Below are 15,667 nucleotides of genomic sequence, written 5' to 3' on the forward strand. Positions count from 1 at the left end.
TTTGAATTAAAGAAGTTTCTGATAATTGGATATAGTTACGCTTTCGCAGGGTATCTTCTGTAATAACGTTTCCAGCTGCTCTCTATTATTCATTCCTTTTAAATACCATTTGTCGTAATAGCGGAGAAGGATCCGGAAACAGTCTTCCACACGGTCTTCTATCAATGCGTTGATGCTCTCTTTTGTTTCCAGTCCGCCCAGTCTTTTTTTGATACGGATGATGGAGTTCACCAATCGTTCCCGCTCCAGTTTACCGTATTCTTCCGTAATGTGTTTCAGTCTTTCTTCAAAAGGAATATCTAAAAAGTAAAGCGGTTGTTGCCGCCATTGTTTCCATAGCACAATAGGGATATTCACATCCCCGATCCGCTGGCTTTCATCTTCCACCCAAATGCAACGATTGGCTTTCCGGTGCAATTCCAGTGCCAGCTTATTTTCAAACAGCTCCTGTGAGGGTTGCGGCGGCATACCGATGTTTCCAAATGCAGAGCCTTTATGATGGGCCAGCGTTTCCAGGTCAATCACTGTTTGGCCGTTTTGTTCCAACGCTTTGAGCACATAACTCTTTCCGCTTCCGGTAAACCCGCCTACTACTTTAAAAGAATAGTTTTTTTCAAACTGTTCCAGCACCCACCGTCTGAAAAGTTTATATCCACCTATTAAGGTGTACACTTTAAAGCCATACAAATCCAACAGCCAGGCCACCCCTGCACTACGCATACCACCCCGCCAGCAATGAATAAGAATTGTTTTCGTTGGCGGCTGTACGTTGTCCGTATTTCGATTATCGGCTAACGGAACTCGGCCAACAATGTCTTCCGCTTCCTCCACCATTTTCCGCATTTTCACACCAAAATAATCAAGGCCGATTTTGATCGCCTCTTCCCTGCTTTTTTGTTTGTAAGCAGTGCCTACAACTTTTCTTTCTTCATCAGTAAATAAAGGAAACGAAACTGCGCCGGGTATATGTGCATGTTTGTACTCACCCGGACTACGTACATCCAGCACGGGATGCTGTTGTGCCAATTGTAAAAACTCTTCGATATGAATTTTAGTAACTGCCATTGCTGCTATAAAAATAATTACTCCTCCTCATCTTTTTGAAAGCGACTCATCAGCAGGCTGATGAACCAAAGCAACAGTGATAAGGCAAAGAACAGAATTGTAAGCCTTTTGGCAATTACAAAGAAATGAAGATCGGAGGTATAGAACCACAGATAGCAGGTGAGTAAAAAACAAATCACTCCCAGTCCCCGGAAAATATAATTGAGCAGTTGCAGCATAAGAAAAACCCCCGCAAAAGCAGGGGAGTTATTTAGTTTTCTTTGATGTTGATGTTTACATCTTTTCCTTTCTTTTCAATCTTTATCTTGCCGCCATCATCCGTTTTCAGCTCCACCTTTCCGTCTTTGCCTTCAATCTTAATACCGTCTTTTGAGTTGATTTTAATACCCACAGTATCTTTGCCATCTTCAGACGACTGAATGCTGATACCGTCTTCATTGATTTTCACTTCGCCGGAATCAGTTTTGATTTCGATTTTGGTTTCGCTTTCAACTTTTTCATTATCTGTTTTATCACCACTGTCATTACAGGCCATCAATAAAACAAACGCAAAAGGGAAAAGAAGTTTTTTCATATGTGTTTTTTAATTGTTTAACCGTTCATGCTGGTTAAAAATTCATTATTGTCTTTTGTGCCTCTCATGTTTTGAAGCAGTGTGTTCATTGCTTCCTCAGTATTCATATCACTCATGTGCTTACGCAATACCCACATACGTTTAGCCACATCTTTATCCAGCAGCAGGTCATCTCTTCTTGTACTGGAAGCTACAATATCAATGGCAGGGAAGATGCGCTTGTTAGCAAGTTTACGATCCAATGCTAATTCCATATTACCGGTTCCTTTAAACTCTTCAAAAATCACTTCATCCATTTTGCTTCCGGTATCAACAAGTGCCGTAGCAAGGATGGTAAGCGAACCGCCGTTCTCAATTTTACGGGCCGCACCAAAAAACTGTTTTGGTTTTTGCATGGCGTTTGCTTCCACACCACCACTCAATACTTTACCACTTGCAGGAGCTACGGTATTATGTGCACGTGCCAAACGTGTAATGGAATCCAGTAAGATAATTACATCATGACCGCACTCCACGAGGCGCTTGGCTTTTTGCAATGCAATCGTACTCACTTTTACATGCTTTTCAGCAGGCTCATCAAACGTACTGGCAATTACTTCAGCTTTTACGCTTCGTTCCATATCTGTTACTTCTTCCGGACGTTCATCAACAAGAACAATCATGAGGTAACAATCAGGATGGTTTTCAGCAATGGCATTCGCTACTTCTTTCAGCAGCATGGTTTTACCTGTTTTAGGTTGTGCTACTATCAATCCACGCTGACCTTTACCGATAGGTGTAAACAAATCCATGATACGGGTGCTGTAGTTGTTGCTCGACGTACACAGATTTAATTTTTCATAAGGGAATAAAGGCGTGAGATAATCAAAAGGCACACGGTCTCTCACTTCATCCGGACGCTTACCATTGATGGTATCTACCTTCAGCAGCGCAAAATATTTTTCTCCTTCTTTGGGAGGACGAACAGCGCCATAAACCGTATCGCCGGTTTTTAAACCAAACAACTTGATTTGTGAGGGCGATACATACACATCATCCGGACTGGATAAATAGTTATAATCACTGCTTCTTAAAAAGCCATAGCCATCAGGCATCATTTCCAGAACTCCTTCTGCTAAAATCACACCATCAAATTCAATATTAAATACCTGTTCTCTTTTGTTGGGATATTGCGGACGTTGCTGCACCGGTGCTTCAGGCTGTGCTGTTTCGGCACTTTGTGTATCAGCGGCACCTGAATCTTCAGCCACATAGTTATCATCGCCGGGAAGCGAAATAGCAGACAGGAAATTAGCCGCCAGTTCAGCCGGGTCGGGAGCCGTTTCTGTTTTCTTAACCACTTTTTTACCTGCGGGAACAGCGTCTTCTTTTTTCTTTTTGCCCTTGGCAGGAGGAGTGGTATCACCACTTTCCACTACCGCCTCTTCAGTACCTGTAGAGGTGGATGTTTTTACAATACGTTTACGGCGGGCTTTTTCTTCACCTCCGGTTTTTGTTTCACTTGCCATAACTGCCTGTTTGTCGAGGATTTTGTAAATAAGTTCCTGTTTGTCCATTTTTTTGGCGCCTGCAATCTTAAGTTGCTCTGCTACATCCAGCAGCTCAGGAACGAGCATGTCGTTCAGTTGAAGTATGTCGTACATAGAGTTTTAATTCATGAATCAGATACCGGTGATCAATAGTAAATCTGATACGAAAATTTGTTGATTATGATAAACGTTGGGAGCGGAAAACGACTTATTCAGACGAGCTTGATTTTGAAGAATCGGATTTTGAAACCAGTCTGTTTCCGATGCAATGTTACGGCATTTTTGAAAAAAGCAAAAAAATTGTTGTTGGGAACTGGCTGAAAGTCCTTTAGGTATCGGTTTTGTATGGCGGCGGCTTGCGGAAAAGGTCTTCAAAACAATTATTTAACTACTTGCTATTGTTACAAAGGCTTTTAAAAGAAGCAAGCATGGGTGTGTTCTTGCACGCCTATAAATCAAAAGGGACGAGTATGTAAATTAATGTATTGCGGCTCTTTTCCAATTGTTGTTAGTGTCTTCTACAAACTTTACGGAATTCCCTTTAAAATTAAACCATGATGAATCCATTGTCAGCCCTTTTTTTGAATACATATATCCCCAAGAAGTGTCGAGCAATCCGTCAACTGTAAAAAGAATGGTATCACCAGACTTTATGAACTCCCGAAGTTTTGTTTCCTCTAATTTGATTCTTAAAGCAGAAACTATTTTAGTATCAAGTTTTAAAGAGTCTTCAATTACATGTAAAAAATGAGCGTCTTGATCACCATCTTTGTCATTTAATTTGATTGAAATTCCATTTAGCCTTTTGTAATGTCTTGTAAAATCATCCATTTCATAAACATCTTTTTGGCTAAGGATAAGGTTTGCCAGCTCATTAAACTCCTTGTCTTGGTATTTGATGGGTTCGGGTACAAGTTCAACACAAGAATTTAAAAGAAGTATAAAGAGAGTTATGAGAAGGGTTTGTTTGTTCATGTTTTTCTGCTTAAAACGAGTTAACACGTAAAATTGATGCTTTAAAACTACAAGTAATATTAGTCAATTGAAAAATAAAACCTTTTTATTTCAAGTAGTTCTATCTGTTAATTGCCCGCTTTAAACAACTTCTCATTCTTTATCTTTGCCCCTCAAAATCAAGTGTATGTTTAATAAAAGAACGAAGATTAAGGAACTGCTCAGTTGGGAACCCGGCGAACAGGAAGTAACCGTTATGGGATGGGTGCGTACGTTTCGTAACAACCAGTTTGTAGCGTTGAATGATGGCAGTACCAATAATAATCTTCAGGTGGTGCTGGAGCTGGGTAAGTTTGATGAGGAGCTGCTGAAACGTATTACCACTTCTGCTTCTTTGAAAGTGAGCGGTGTTATAATTCCCTCTTTAGGTAAGGGACAAAAAATGGAATTGAAGGCAACTGCTATTGAGATATTGGGTGATAGTGATGCTGAAAAATATCCTTTGCAACCCAAAAAACACAGTCTAGAATTTTTAAGAGAAATCGCACACCTCCGTTTTCGTACCAATACGTTTGGTGCTGTATTTCGTGTGCGTCACTCCATTGCATTTGCTGTTCACAAATTCTTTCACGAAAAAGGATTTGTATACCTGCATACACCCATTGTTACTGCCAGTGATGCTGAAGGTGCCGGTGAAATGTTTCGTGTGAGCACATTACCTTTTGATAATCCGCCACGTAATGAAGATGGAACGATCAACTTTAAAGAAGATTTTTTTGGCCGGGCTACTAACTTAACGGTGAGCGGTCAGTTAGAAGGTGAATTAGGTGCAACAGCCTTTGGTGAAATTTATACATTCGGTCCTACGTTCCGTGCAGAGAACAGTAACACAGCCCGTCATCTTGCTGAGTTCTGGATGATTGAACCGGAGATGGCGTTTCATGATTTAGAAGACAACATGAACCTTGCTGAAGAATTCATCAAATACATCATCCGTTTTGCAATGGAGAACAACCGAGAAGACCTGGAGTTCCTGGCGCAACGTTTGGCGGATGAAGAAAAACAATTGCCGCAGGACAAGCGCAGCGAAATGGGTTTGATTGAAAAATTGGAGTTTGTTCTCAATAATAATTTCGAACGCATTACTTATACTGAGGCAATTGAAATCCTGCTGCAATCTCCTGCTTATAAAAAGAAAAAGTTTCAATACGATGTAAAATGGGGTATTGATATGCAGAGTGAGCATGAGCGCTATCTCGTGGAAAAGCATTTTAAAAAACCCGTGATTGTTACGAATTACCCTGCAGCTATCAAAGCCTTCTATATGCGTCAGGACGATGGATGTGAACCGGGCCGGGAAACCGTTGCCGCTATGGATATATTGGCTCCGGGCATTGGAGAAATTGTAGGAGGCTCTCAGCGTGAAGAACGTTTGGATAAGCTCATGAGCCGTATGGAAGCGATGCATGTGCCCGCAGATGAATTGTGGTGGTATTTAGACACTCGTCGTTTTGGTACTGTGCCGCATGCCGGTTTTGGGCTTGGTTTTGAACGAATGGTGCAGTTTGTTACGGGCATGGGAAATATCCGTGATGTAATTGCCTTCCCCCGCACACCCAAAAACTGTGAATTTTAAACAACAAGCTTCAGGCTAAAGGCGTTTTAGTATCTTACAGCAAAACCTGTCTTATGCAAAAAGCCTCTCTTTTCCTGTTTTGTTTTTTTGTGTACATAGTACTCAGTTCCAGTAACTGTAACAAAAAGTCCAATCAAACACCCGAGCCTGATTTCACTTATCAACCAACTACAACAGGTAGTCAATGGAATTATACTACTACAGGCACAGCAGGGGGCACTTCTGTTAATGCTGCTTTTGTGCTTACGGCTACCTCAAGAGATACGCTTTCTAATGGCCGTACGTATAAAGTTTTTACGAACTCTATCGGTCCGAACGAATATTATAATAAATCCGGGAATGATTATTACAGAATTTCAAGTCTGGCCGCTTTACCGCAACCGGTTGAGGTTTTATATTTAAAGGATAACCAGGCCGCAGGCTTTGTGTGGAGTGAAACGAAGAACTTTACCATCACAGGAGTTCCCTTCCCTATTCCGGCAACACTTACATTTACGAATGCACGTGTAAAGTATGATACTTCTTTTAACGGTAATAATTTTAAAGATGTGATCAGGGTACGGTTGTCAATAGCTATACCGGGTGTAACTATTGATAATAATGATATCACCTATCTGTTTGCAAAAAACGTAGGTATGATCGCCAACAAAGTAAATATAAAAGTAGTAGCGGCGGGTATTGATGTAAATACAGAAACCAAGCTCGGAACTTTTACTGTTAAGTAATCTCTTTATCCGGCTCTACAGCATTTTCTTTTGCGTCTTTACGAATCAGTTCCGTTGTTATTTGTTCCAGTTTTCTGATGCGTGCATATAGTTTCAGAATCACAAAGACAAACAGAACAATACAGGTATAAAAAATCAAGTCAGCACCACGGCCCACTCCCATACGGTGGGCTATTTTATTGGTCCACTCCGGAAATACAATAAATAATACCGCTAACAGCACCAATGAAACTAAAAGAATCAAATCGGTTAAGCTGTTTCGCAACCGTACAAAATAATACAGGGCAATAAACAGAAAAGAAGCAATCAATAGAATCTGTATGCCGCTCATTGAAAAAATTTGTATAAAAGTAAATCAAAGAAAATACGTACGCTGTTGAAGGTTGATTGACCCCGCCTCATCGTTTCATTTTTGTACAAAATAGTTACAGGAACTTCGCACCACCTCCATTGATAGCGCTTAATGTGAAATAAAAGTTCGGTAGCATGGCTCATTCTGTTTTCAGTAAACTTTAATTGCATAGCGGTTTTCCTGTAAAATGCCCGTAAGCCATTGTGTGCATCTGAAAGAAGAATACCGGTAAAGCTATAGTTTACCCAACGGGCCGCTTTAAGTAAATACTTACGGAGGAATGGAATGTTATTAGATGGAAATAAAAAACGTGACCCCATTACCAGGTCTGCTTTGTTGTCCAGCAACGGTTGCAGCAGTTTTGGTAAATCAGCGGGCTGATGTTGACCGTCTGCATCAAAATGGATAATAATATCTGCACCTCTTTCAAGGGCAAACTCTGTTCCTGTTTGCAGTGCGGCTCCTTGTCCCAAATTTGTTACATGTTTAATGTAATACACCGGTAGCGTCTTAAGGAATTGTAATTGTGAAAGCCGGGAGCCATCATCAACCACTACCACGTTTATATTCATTTGTAACAAAGAAAGTGCTGTTTGATAGATTGTATCCTGCTCATTGCAGGCGGGAACAACAGCAAACACTTCTGATGGAGGCATTTATTAAAGATATGAAGATAACCGACTCTATAGCGGTTTGAAACTAATATAGAGAAGCAAGAGAAGACTGCTGGGGAACGATTAAGTGGAAGATCCGTAACCGTCCGTTCTTGAAAACTTCTTTCGCTCCTTTTGATTTTACAAAGAACACTTCTTCTTCTTTCAGCGTTGGTTGTGTTACCAAAATAAGCTGCACGGGCTGAGATGTTCTTAATCCTGTATTGTTGATCTGTTTCAACGTTTTCGCCACACTGTACTCGCCTGCAGATGGATTATACTGCAGCAGCTTTATGGAGGATACCGCCACAACAGGAAGATTGTATTTCTTTTTGAGAATATCAATTTCAGTTTCAATAATATTTTTTTCGATTGCACTTATCTGGTGGAGGTCTTTAAGATTGTCTGTAGCGGCATTAAAAAGGAATTTTCCAAACAGCATAAGATTCACAACAACAACGGATGTAATTGTAACTCTTTTTAATACAGTAAAAGATGGCAGGTGAATAAATGGCAGGCCATCCAGTTGTTTTCCAAAATAGATAAGAAGCAGAAGCGAGCAAACAATAAAGTACCTGTCTTCACGCAGATAAGTAAATACACTTCCATAGTTTACCTGGGGACTGTACAGAACAGAAAGAAATACGAGAAGTGTAATAATGGAAAGGATAACAGTAAGTAAGAAGAGTTTTGAAACCTGCAAGCCAGATCGCTCTTCTTCAAAGTTCCAAAGACCGCCTTTTGATTTTTTGATGGCACGAATAAAACAATAGCCCAACAGAACAACTGATAAAATAAAGCTTGAGAGATAATACGGAACCAATGTCCATTTACCTATAAGGAGTAATTTATTTTCAATGTAGCTGATGTTCAGAAAGCTTTTTAATAAGAACGGATAGGCCCATTGCAGATTTTGAGGATAAAATCCTTTTTCATCAGCAATATAGGCAGCGCTTCCCGTTTCCTGGTACAGCATTGCTACCTGGAAACTTAACAGGCAAAAAACCACCGATAACGATAGCAAACCGCTTTGATATAAATGTTTTTGTTGCTTCCACCATCCTGTAAAAAGTAAAAACAACGGGAATATAAAAACCAAAGGATAATACTGGTAGCGAAATGCTGCAGGTAAAAAGAAAAATATGGAAGCAATAAAGATTTGCGCTTTGGTAGCATAGGGCATTTGTAAGAAGCGTAAACTAAACAAGACACCCCATAACATAAACAGCGCACTGTAAAGATCAGATATGCCAAGGTGCGCAAAGGGGTCGGGGTTAGCAGCAATAATGATCCATAACAGCACTTGTGTTTTTGCTCCAATCTGCATCAGTTGAAAGATCGACCTCAAAATGATTAACAGTAAAAGCATACCCATACTCATCAAGAATAAATCAGCAGCGGCGCTGCTACCTGTTATTGCTTTTGCAATCGAAACAAGGTAAGCAACCAGTGGCGGCCATTCATTCATTGGTTGGTATAGAATGGAGGAAAGATCGTTAGGGTTGGCGGTTGTAAAAGAAAGTCCGTTGCCGCTTAATAAATTATCAACGGCCGCATGAATCAATTGATGATCAGTTCCTGCAGGAGGATACAAAAAAATATAAAGGATTCTGAAGAAAACGGCGAGCATGAAAAACGCTCCCGAGGTTTTTCCAGGATTCATGATATTGGAATTTCAATACTAAAATAGCTGAAACTTTGATAATCAGCAAGTCCAGCCACGATTTTTGTGCCTCATCGGAGTAAACAGCGTAGTTCTACTTTTCCAGACGTTGAAAATACGCATCCACCCTTTGTGTTATATTATGGCGGATGTTCATATAAAAGAGATTGATATCTCCGGGGTGATAGTTTTTGCTGAAGTATAAAATACTGCCCGGAAACTTTGGTCGTTCCACCCATAGAATTCCTTTATATATCTGTGCTCCGTTCGGATGTGGAACTATTTTATTGAAGTTGTACAATACAGCACCTTGGTTCAGGTTTCTTTTAACAGGTAAAGAATCAAGACTCCAGGTGAGTGGATTTGTTACCCAGGAGCCGCTTGTTTCTTCTTTAATATAGGTTGGAATATATTTCCTGCGGTAAGTTCTCCAGCCTGCAAAACATCCTGTAGTTGTTGAATCATTACATGGCTGCAGAAATACAAATTCTTTTTTTGCAATTACCAAGCCCGGTATATAGGCGCAAACCAATTGCTTTGATAAAGCCGTTCCGTCAAAATAATTCTTGAGCAACAGCTGTGCATGCAAGGTACCCTGGCTATGGCCGGCTATGATAACAGGTCTTCCATTATTGTAATATTTCAGATAATATTCAAAGGCCTTCTTTACATCTTCATACGCAATGCGTAGCGCCATCTTGCCCTGTTCTTTGTCTTGGGTAAAAAAGGAATACAAATGCGCTTGCCTGTACCTTGGGGCAAACACACGACACTTGCCATTAAAAACACTTGCCTGGTATAGTATAGATGAGTAATCTGTTTTCGCATTAATAGCAGCATCATTGATATCTGCATTCCAGGTTTTGCCTCTCAATTTTTTAGAGGTCAATGTGGTTGGATGAATGAAAAACACATCAACCAACGAATCTTTTGGTTCATTAAGTAGTGGCAGAGGAATACTGTCCGATAAGTCTTTTTTCCATGGGTGGGCTGCCCAGTAATTTATGTTTGAATAGTCCGGAGCAGATAAAGAATCGTTTTCTGGAAAGGTTTCTTTGTATTGTGTAATGAATGATTTGTAAGTTGGTCTGCAGGCAGAAAGAATGCAAATAAAAAAATGGATTAAGAGGGGGAAGAAACGATTATGTATTTTAAAGAGATTTAAAAAGATCGTATGTAAGTGGTTTCTGTTTGGTTGCATGAAAGTTAATTGTGTTGAGAAATCAAATGAGATTCAGGGCCTTTTGTAAACAAGGTTTATGATATTTATTTACTTTTAATTATTATCTCTTCCAGCTCAAAAATAAGCAGAACTGATTCTTAAGCGCCATATACCATTTCTAAAAAGTGTATTAATGTACACCCTTACTGCATTTGGTGGCCCACAAGGCCATTATGGTCTTATGATGAAGAATTTTGTAAATAAACAGCGTCATGTAACGCAGGAAGAGCTTACGGAGCTGATCTCTTTCTGTCAGCTTTTGCCAGGGGCTTCGTCTACACAGACTGTTACTTTGATTGGGTATAAGCGGGGTGGCATACCTCTAGCTATTATCACCCTACTCATTTGGATTATGCCGGCCTGCTCCCTTATGACCGCATTTTCGTTTCTGGTACACTCTATTGATAAGCAGGCGTTGCATACGGATATTTTCAAGTTCCTTCAGCCAATGGCTGTTGGCTTCCTGATTTATGCGGCTTGGGGTACTTATAAGATTGCTGTTCATAATACAATTACAAGAGTAATTATGATTGTTGTGGCAATCCTGATATACCTGTTTTTTAAGTCACCTTGGATCTTCCCTATTATTTTAATTGCTGCAGGAATTGCTACTAATTTCAGTGATAAAAGGATTCCGCAAAAAGGTCAGCCGCCTAAAAAAGTAAAATGGACCAATATCTGGCTTTTCGCTATTGTGTTCATTCTTGCCGGCTTATTGAGTACAATTGCCAATAAGCAACAGTGGGAAAACAGGAAGGCGTTTAACCTGTTTGAAAACTTTTACCGTTTTGGTAGCCTGGTATTTGGTGGCGGACAGGTTTTAATGCCCATGATGTATGAGCAATTTGTGGTTCGTGAAAAAACACAATATGTTACCAAAGAAGAATTATTAACCGGTGCCGGTTTTGTGCAGGGTATACCAGGTCCCGTTTTTTCAATGGCTACTTATGCCGGTGCTATGGCGCTACGTAAAGATGGACAAGGAATGCAACTTACAGGTGCTGTAATAGGTACGGTTGCTATTTTTTTGCCGAGTGCCTTGCTGGTCTTGTTTTTTTATCCGGTCTGGCATAACTTAAAAAGATACGTTGTTATTTACCGATCGCTTGAAGGAATTAATGCTGCTGTTGTAGGCTTAATGATTGCTTCCGGTGTTTATGTTACACGAGATATAATTGTACTTGACTTCAATACTGTTAGTTATATAAATACTATTGTAATCCTCAGTACTTTTTTGATTTTAAACTTTACAAAGATCCCAACACCGCTGATTCCTCTTGTGTGTCTGTTACTGGGTTGGCTGCTTTAGTTTATAGTAGTTATTCTGTTCAATTTCATCTTTTACAACATCCGGCACCAGGAACCGTATGGATTTATGATGCTGAATTAGATTACGTATATGAGTAGCCGAAATTTGCAGTAAGGGGGCTTTTATTTTAATAACGTTCGAATTGACGTCAGATAGGAGTGGAAAACCCGGGCGCTCGTAAACATATATAACATACCGGCTTTTTAGCTGTGCTGCGTTTTTCCAATCATCAAGGTTCTGAAAGCTGTCGCTTCCCATAATTATAGAAAAATCATAGGCAGGATACTTTTCATGGAGGTAATGAAGCGTGTCAATAGTATAGGAAGGTTTGGGTAATTTGAATTCAATGTCCACAGCTTTCATATCATTGGAGCCTTCGATTGCTTTATTAACAAGGTGAAGCCGGTCGTATTCATTCAAAAGTGTTTTTTGCTGCTTAAAAGGATTCTGGGGAGATACGACGAACCAAACTTTTGAAAGATCGGTCTCGTTTAATAGGTGTTGGGCAATAATCAAATGACCATTGTGAACTGGATTAAACGACCCAAAGTAGAGACCAATTTTCATAAACAATTGAAAATCAAAAATATATGCGTTTTACAATAATCGATTCAGCTTCTTCCTGGCGCAGACTTAAGTGATAGCCGGCAACCTGAATACTTATTGGATCACCCAGGGGGGCTATTTGCTCAACGATGATTTCTTCTCCTGGAACACAACCCATTTCCATCAATTTTAAATAGAGATCCTCATTTTTAAATGACAGAATCAAACCTTTCTCACCGGGTAAAAGCTCTGATAGTTTTTTATTCATAAATCTGTTGCAAAAGTATCATCCATATCCATTCAGGATTTCCGATTTTTGAAAATATGTCAAACGTGATTCGCTTTTTTTTCAATGATGTACAAATCAGCTTTAGAGACCGCACTATTCTAAAGTTGTTCTTAGCTTCTTTATTTAAAAAGGAAAGGCGCTCAATTGACTATCTGAATATCATTTTCTGCACAGATGAAAGTTTATTACAGATCAACAAAGATTTTCTGAATCATAATTACTACACGGATATTATCACTTTTCATTATACCTCATCTGATCAGCCAATTCAGGCTGAACTTTATATCAGTGTTGACAGAGTGAGAGAGAATGCAGATAACTTAGGTAGCACCATTAATGCAGAACTCCATCGGGTTATTTTTCATGGGTGCCTTCATCTCTGCGGATATGGAGATAAAACTTCACAACAAATTAAGAAGATGCGTGAACGGGAGAACCATTATTTACGTTTGTATTTTTCGAAACACAAATAGACATGAGGTATTTAAAGGCTGTATTTCTCCTTTTGATTTATAATCTTTCGTTTTCGCAGGGTTCTATTACACTTCAGGACAAACCATTTGTTTTTAATAGGCCCATTGATTCGGTGATTTGGAATACTTTGAAAGCTGATGTTGCTTTCCGTGAGCTGAATATGCAGGAACAAATGTTGTTTTACTGGACGAATCTAATGCGTCAAAATCCACAGACGTTTTATAATGATATTGTAAAGGAATTTATAAGACAGTTCCCGGAAGCAAATAAGCCGGAGGTTAAAAGTCTTGAGCGAGATATTCAAAAGTTAAAAACACCTCTTCCTCTTTTATTGCCGGATGCTAATCTTGGCAGAATGTCCGCTGAACATGCAAGAGATTTGTCCAGACGAAACGGTGTTATATCCCACAGGTCTTCCTCGGGCAGGGACTTTGTACAGCGATTAAAAGAAGTTGGTTCATTCAGGTGTGGCGCAGAAAACCTTTTTATCGGAAATCCCAACCCCCTCGAAGCATTAATTACCCTCTTAATTGATTATGGTGTGCCTGATAAAGGCCATCGGGTTAATCTTTTGGACCCAACATTTGAGCGTATGGGAGTTTCCTTTTCAAGTCTATCAAATAAGAAGTTGGTTCTGGTTCAGGTGTTTGCCTGCAAGTAGCAGTTTCACGTGAAAAAATGAAAATGTTCCAGGGTGGAACGTTCCACGTGAAAAAACAGATTTCAAAGTTTGCAGGGCTATCTTTGCAATCCTTTTATTTTGAATGTTTCCAGAATACGATATTATAGTTGTAGGTGCCGGTCATGCAGGTTGTGAAGCAGCCGCTGCAGCTGCCAATATGGGCAGTAAGGTGTTGCTCATCACCATGAACATGCAAACCATTGCTCAAATGAGCTGTAATCCGGCCATGGGTGGAATTGCGAAAGGTCAGATTGTGAGAGAGATAGATGCGCTGGGCGGGTATAGCGGTATTGTGAGTGATAAAAGCATGATTCAGTTTCGAATGCTGAACCGAAGCAAGGGACCGGCTATGTGGAGCCCCCGTACGCAAAACGACCGTATGCTCTTTGCTGCAACCTGGAGAGAAATGCTGGAGGCAACACCCAACGTTGATTTTTACCAGGATATGGTTCGGCAACTGCTCGTAAAAGATGGAAGATGTTATGGCGTAATTACTGGGTTGGGACATGAGATAAAGGCGAAATCAGTAGTTGTCACGAGCGGCACTTTTTTAAATGGTGTCATTCATATTGGTGAAAAGCAATTGGGGGGTGGACGTATCTCTGAAAAAGCAGCAACCGGTATTACTGAGCAACTGGTTGAACTTGGATTTGAAAGCGACCGGTTAAAAACCGGAACGCCTCCCCGCATTGACGGAAGAAGCCTAGACTACTCAAAAATGGAAGAGCAGAAGGGGGACGAAGAAATCTCTGGCTTCTCTTACATGAACGTAGAGCGTATTACAGCGGCTCAGCAAAGAAGTTGTTTTATTACCTATACCAATTCAGCGGTACATGAAATCCTGAAAACAGGGTTTGACAGGAGCCCGATGTACCAGGGGCGCATTCAGGGAACGGGTCCAAGGTACTGCCCGAGCATAGAAGACAAAATCAATCGATTTGCTGACAGAGACCGTCACCAGCTTTTTGTAGAGCCGGAAGGATGGAACACAGTGGAAATCTATGTTAATGGCTTTTCTACCTCTTTACCAGAACAAGTACAATACGAGGCGCTTCGTACGGTACCCGGCTTTGAGAATTGCCGCATGTTCAGGCCTGGTTATGCCATTGAATACGATTACTTTCCGCCTACACAGCTTCAGTACTCATTGGAAACCAAGCAGATACAAAACCTGTTCTTTGCCGGACAGATTAATGGAACCACTGGTTATGAAGAAGCAGCCTGTCAAGGGTTGATGGCGGGTATCAATGCCCACCTGAAAGCCAGAGAACAGAGTCCGTTCATTTTGAAACGAAGTGACGCCTATATTGGTGTGTTGATTGATGACCTCATCAGCAAGGGAACCGATGAGCCCTACCGCATGTTTACCAGCAGGGCTGAGTACCGGACTCTGTTGCGTCAGGATAATGCTGATTTGCGTTTAACAGAGCTTAGCTACAGAATGGGACTGGCGAGCCAAGAACGAATGGAACAGACAAGGTACAAACTTGACTCTGTTGAAAAACTGAAACAAGTGTTAAGTGAAGTTTCAATCACTCCTGAAGAAATTAATTCCTTCTTAGAATCAAAGAACAGTGCGCCGATTACTCAAAAACAAAAGGCACAACAGATATTGTTACGACCAGGCATTTCGCTGGAAGCATTTGTACATGCTTCGCCCACATTGCAAGAACTAACGGCAGGATATAACCGAGAAATTCTGGAGCAAACAGAAATACAGGTGAAGTATGATGTGTATATAGAAAAAGAAAAAGATTTGGTACAGCGCATGAGTCAGCTGGAAGATTTAGAAATACCTGATTCCTTTGATTACAACAAGATTTCTTCTTTAAGTGCAGAAGCCTTGCAAAAGTTCAAAAAGATAAAACCCAGAACACTTGGACAAGCATCACGCATCAGTGGTGTAAATCCCAGCGACGTGCAGATATTGATGGTGTATATGGGAAGGTAGTGTGATTGTGTTGTGAACCATTGACGCCATTGTTACCGAACGA

General features: G+C 40.4%; 16 protein-coding genes. 6 read left to right on the top strand and 10 right to left on the bottom strand.

Annotated features, from left to right (window positions below; all coding sequences use genetic code 11):
• Window positions 1–6 precede the first annotated feature (6 nt).
• From mnmH to PDL71_RS01705, 4 genes are all read right to left on the bottom strand, one after another.
• Window positions 7–1,065, bottom strand: a complete 1,059-nt coding sequence (gene mnmH, locus PDL71_RS01690; RefSeq protein WP_407524509.1) for a tRNA 2-selenouridine(34) synthase MnmH — start codon at window positions 1,063–1,065, stop codon at window positions 7–9.
• A gap of 250 nt (window positions 1,066–1,315) precedes the next feature.
• A complete protein-coding gene (locus tag PDL71_RS01695) occupies window positions 1,316–1,639 on the bottom strand; it encodes a hypothetical protein (protein ID WP_407524511.1) in 324 nt (107 codons plus the stop codon).
• Between the two features lie 17 nt (window positions 1,640–1,656).
• On the bottom strand, window positions 1,657–3,282 hold the full coding sequence (gene rho / locus PDL71_RS01700) for a transcription termination factor Rho (RefSeq protein ID WP_407524513.1): 1,626 nt from the start codon (window positions 3,280–3,282) through the stop codon (window positions 1,657–1,659).
• Window positions 3,283–3,645: 363 nt separating this feature from the next.
• Entirely contained in the window at window positions 3,646–4,143 is a 498-nt protein-coding gene (locus PDL71_RS01705; RefSeq protein ID WP_407524515.1) for a hypothetical protein, read from the bottom strand.
• A 166-nt stretch (window positions 4,144–4,309) separates the two neighbouring features.
• Here PDL71_RS01705 and asnS point away from each other — a divergent pair, with 166 nt between their 5' ends.
• Window positions 4,310–5,758, top strand: a complete 1,449-nt coding sequence (gene asnS, locus PDL71_RS01710) for an asparagine--tRNA ligase (RefSeq protein WP_407524517.1) — start codon at window positions 4,310–4,312, stop codon at window positions 5,756–5,758.
• 53 nt (window positions 5,759–5,811) lie between these two features.
• Window positions 5,812–6,483 (top strand): hypothetical protein, encoded by a 672-nt coding sequence (locus tag PDL71_RS01715; RefSeq protein ID WP_407524519.1) that lies wholly within the window; start codon window positions 5,812–5,814, stop codon window positions 6,481–6,483.
• Here the strand turns inward: PDL71_RS01715 and PDL71_RS01720 are convergent.
• The 4 genes from PDL71_RS01720 to PDL71_RS01735 form a co-directional block, all read right to left on the bottom strand.
• Complete coding sequence (locus tag PDL71_RS01720; protein WP_407524521.1) at window positions 6,476–6,814, bottom strand: DUF2304 domain-containing protein; 339 nt, start codon at window positions 6,812–6,814, stop codon at window positions 6,476–6,478. The two genes, PDL71_RS01715 and PDL71_RS01720, sit on opposite strands and share 8 nt — an antisense overlap.
• Entirely contained in the window at window positions 6,811–7,491 is a 681-nt protein-coding gene (locus PDL71_RS01725) for a glycosyltransferase family 2 protein (RefSeq protein ID WP_407524523.1), read from the bottom strand. The genes PDL71_RS01720 and PDL71_RS01725 overlap by 4 nt, the downstream gene beginning before the upstream one ends.
• A 43-nt stretch (window positions 7,492–7,534) precedes the next feature.
• A complete protein-coding gene (locus PDL71_RS01730) occupies window positions 7,535–9,151 on the bottom strand; it encodes a hypothetical protein (protein ID WP_407524525.1) in 1,617 nt (538 codons plus the stop codon).
• Between the two features lie 94 nt (window positions 9,152–9,245).
• Entirely contained in the window at window positions 9,246–10,352 is a 1,107-nt protein-coding gene (locus PDL71_RS01735; RefSeq protein ID WP_407524527.1) for a DUF3089 domain-containing protein, read from the bottom strand.
• A gap of 154 nt (window positions 10,353–10,506) precedes the next feature.
• On the opposite strand from PDL71_RS01735, the gene chrA reads away from it, so the two are divergent.
• Window positions 10,507–11,682 (top strand): chromate efflux transporter, encoded by a 1,176-nt coding sequence (gene chrA / locus PDL71_RS01740; RefSeq protein ID WP_407524529.1) that lies wholly within the window; start codon window positions 10,507–10,509, stop codon window positions 11,680–11,682.
• Here chrA and nadD read toward each other — a convergent pair.
• The gene (nadD, locus tag PDL71_RS01745; protein ID WP_407524531.1) at window positions 11,662–12,249 is read right to left on the bottom strand and encodes a nicotinate (nicotinamide) nucleotide adenylyltransferase; all 588 of its coding nucleotides are present in this window, start codon (window positions 12,247–12,249) and stop codon (window positions 11,662–11,664) included. The genes chrA and nadD overlap by 21 nt on opposite strands.
• A 13-nt stretch (window positions 12,250–12,262) precedes the next feature.
• Window positions 12,263–12,496, bottom strand: a complete 234-nt coding sequence (locus tag PDL71_RS01750; protein WP_407524533.1) for a ferrous iron transport protein A — start codon at window positions 12,494–12,496, stop codon at window positions 12,263–12,265.
• Between the two features lie 56 nt (window positions 12,497–12,552).
• On the opposite strand from PDL71_RS01750, the gene ybeY reads away from it, so the two are divergent.
• From ybeY to mnmG, 3 genes are all read left to right on the top strand, one after another.
• A complete protein-coding gene (gene ybeY, locus PDL71_RS01755) occupies window positions 12,553–12,990 on the top strand; it encodes an rRNA maturation RNase YbeY (protein ID WP_407524535.1) in 438 nt (145 codons plus the stop codon).
• 2 nt (window positions 12,991–12,992) lie between these two features.
• The gene (locus tag PDL71_RS01760) at window positions 12,993–13,652 is read left to right on the top strand and encodes a CAP domain-containing protein (RefSeq protein ID WP_407524537.1); all 660 of its coding nucleotides are present in this window, start codon (window positions 12,993–12,995) and stop codon (window positions 13,650–13,652) included.
• A 103-nt stretch (window positions 13,653–13,755) separates the two neighbouring features.
• Window positions 13,756–15,624 (top strand): tRNA uridine-5-carboxymethylaminomethyl(34) synthesis enzyme MnmG, encoded by a 1,869-nt coding sequence (mnmG, locus tag PDL71_RS01765; protein ID WP_407524539.1) that lies wholly within the window; start codon window positions 13,756–13,758, stop codon window positions 15,622–15,624.
• Window positions 15,625–15,667 lie beyond the last annotated feature (43 nt).

Source organism: Lacibacter sp. MH-610 (genome assembly GCF_045780045.1).
Lineage (GTDB): Bacteria > Bacteroidota > Bacteroidia > Chitinophagales > Chitinophagaceae > Lacibacter.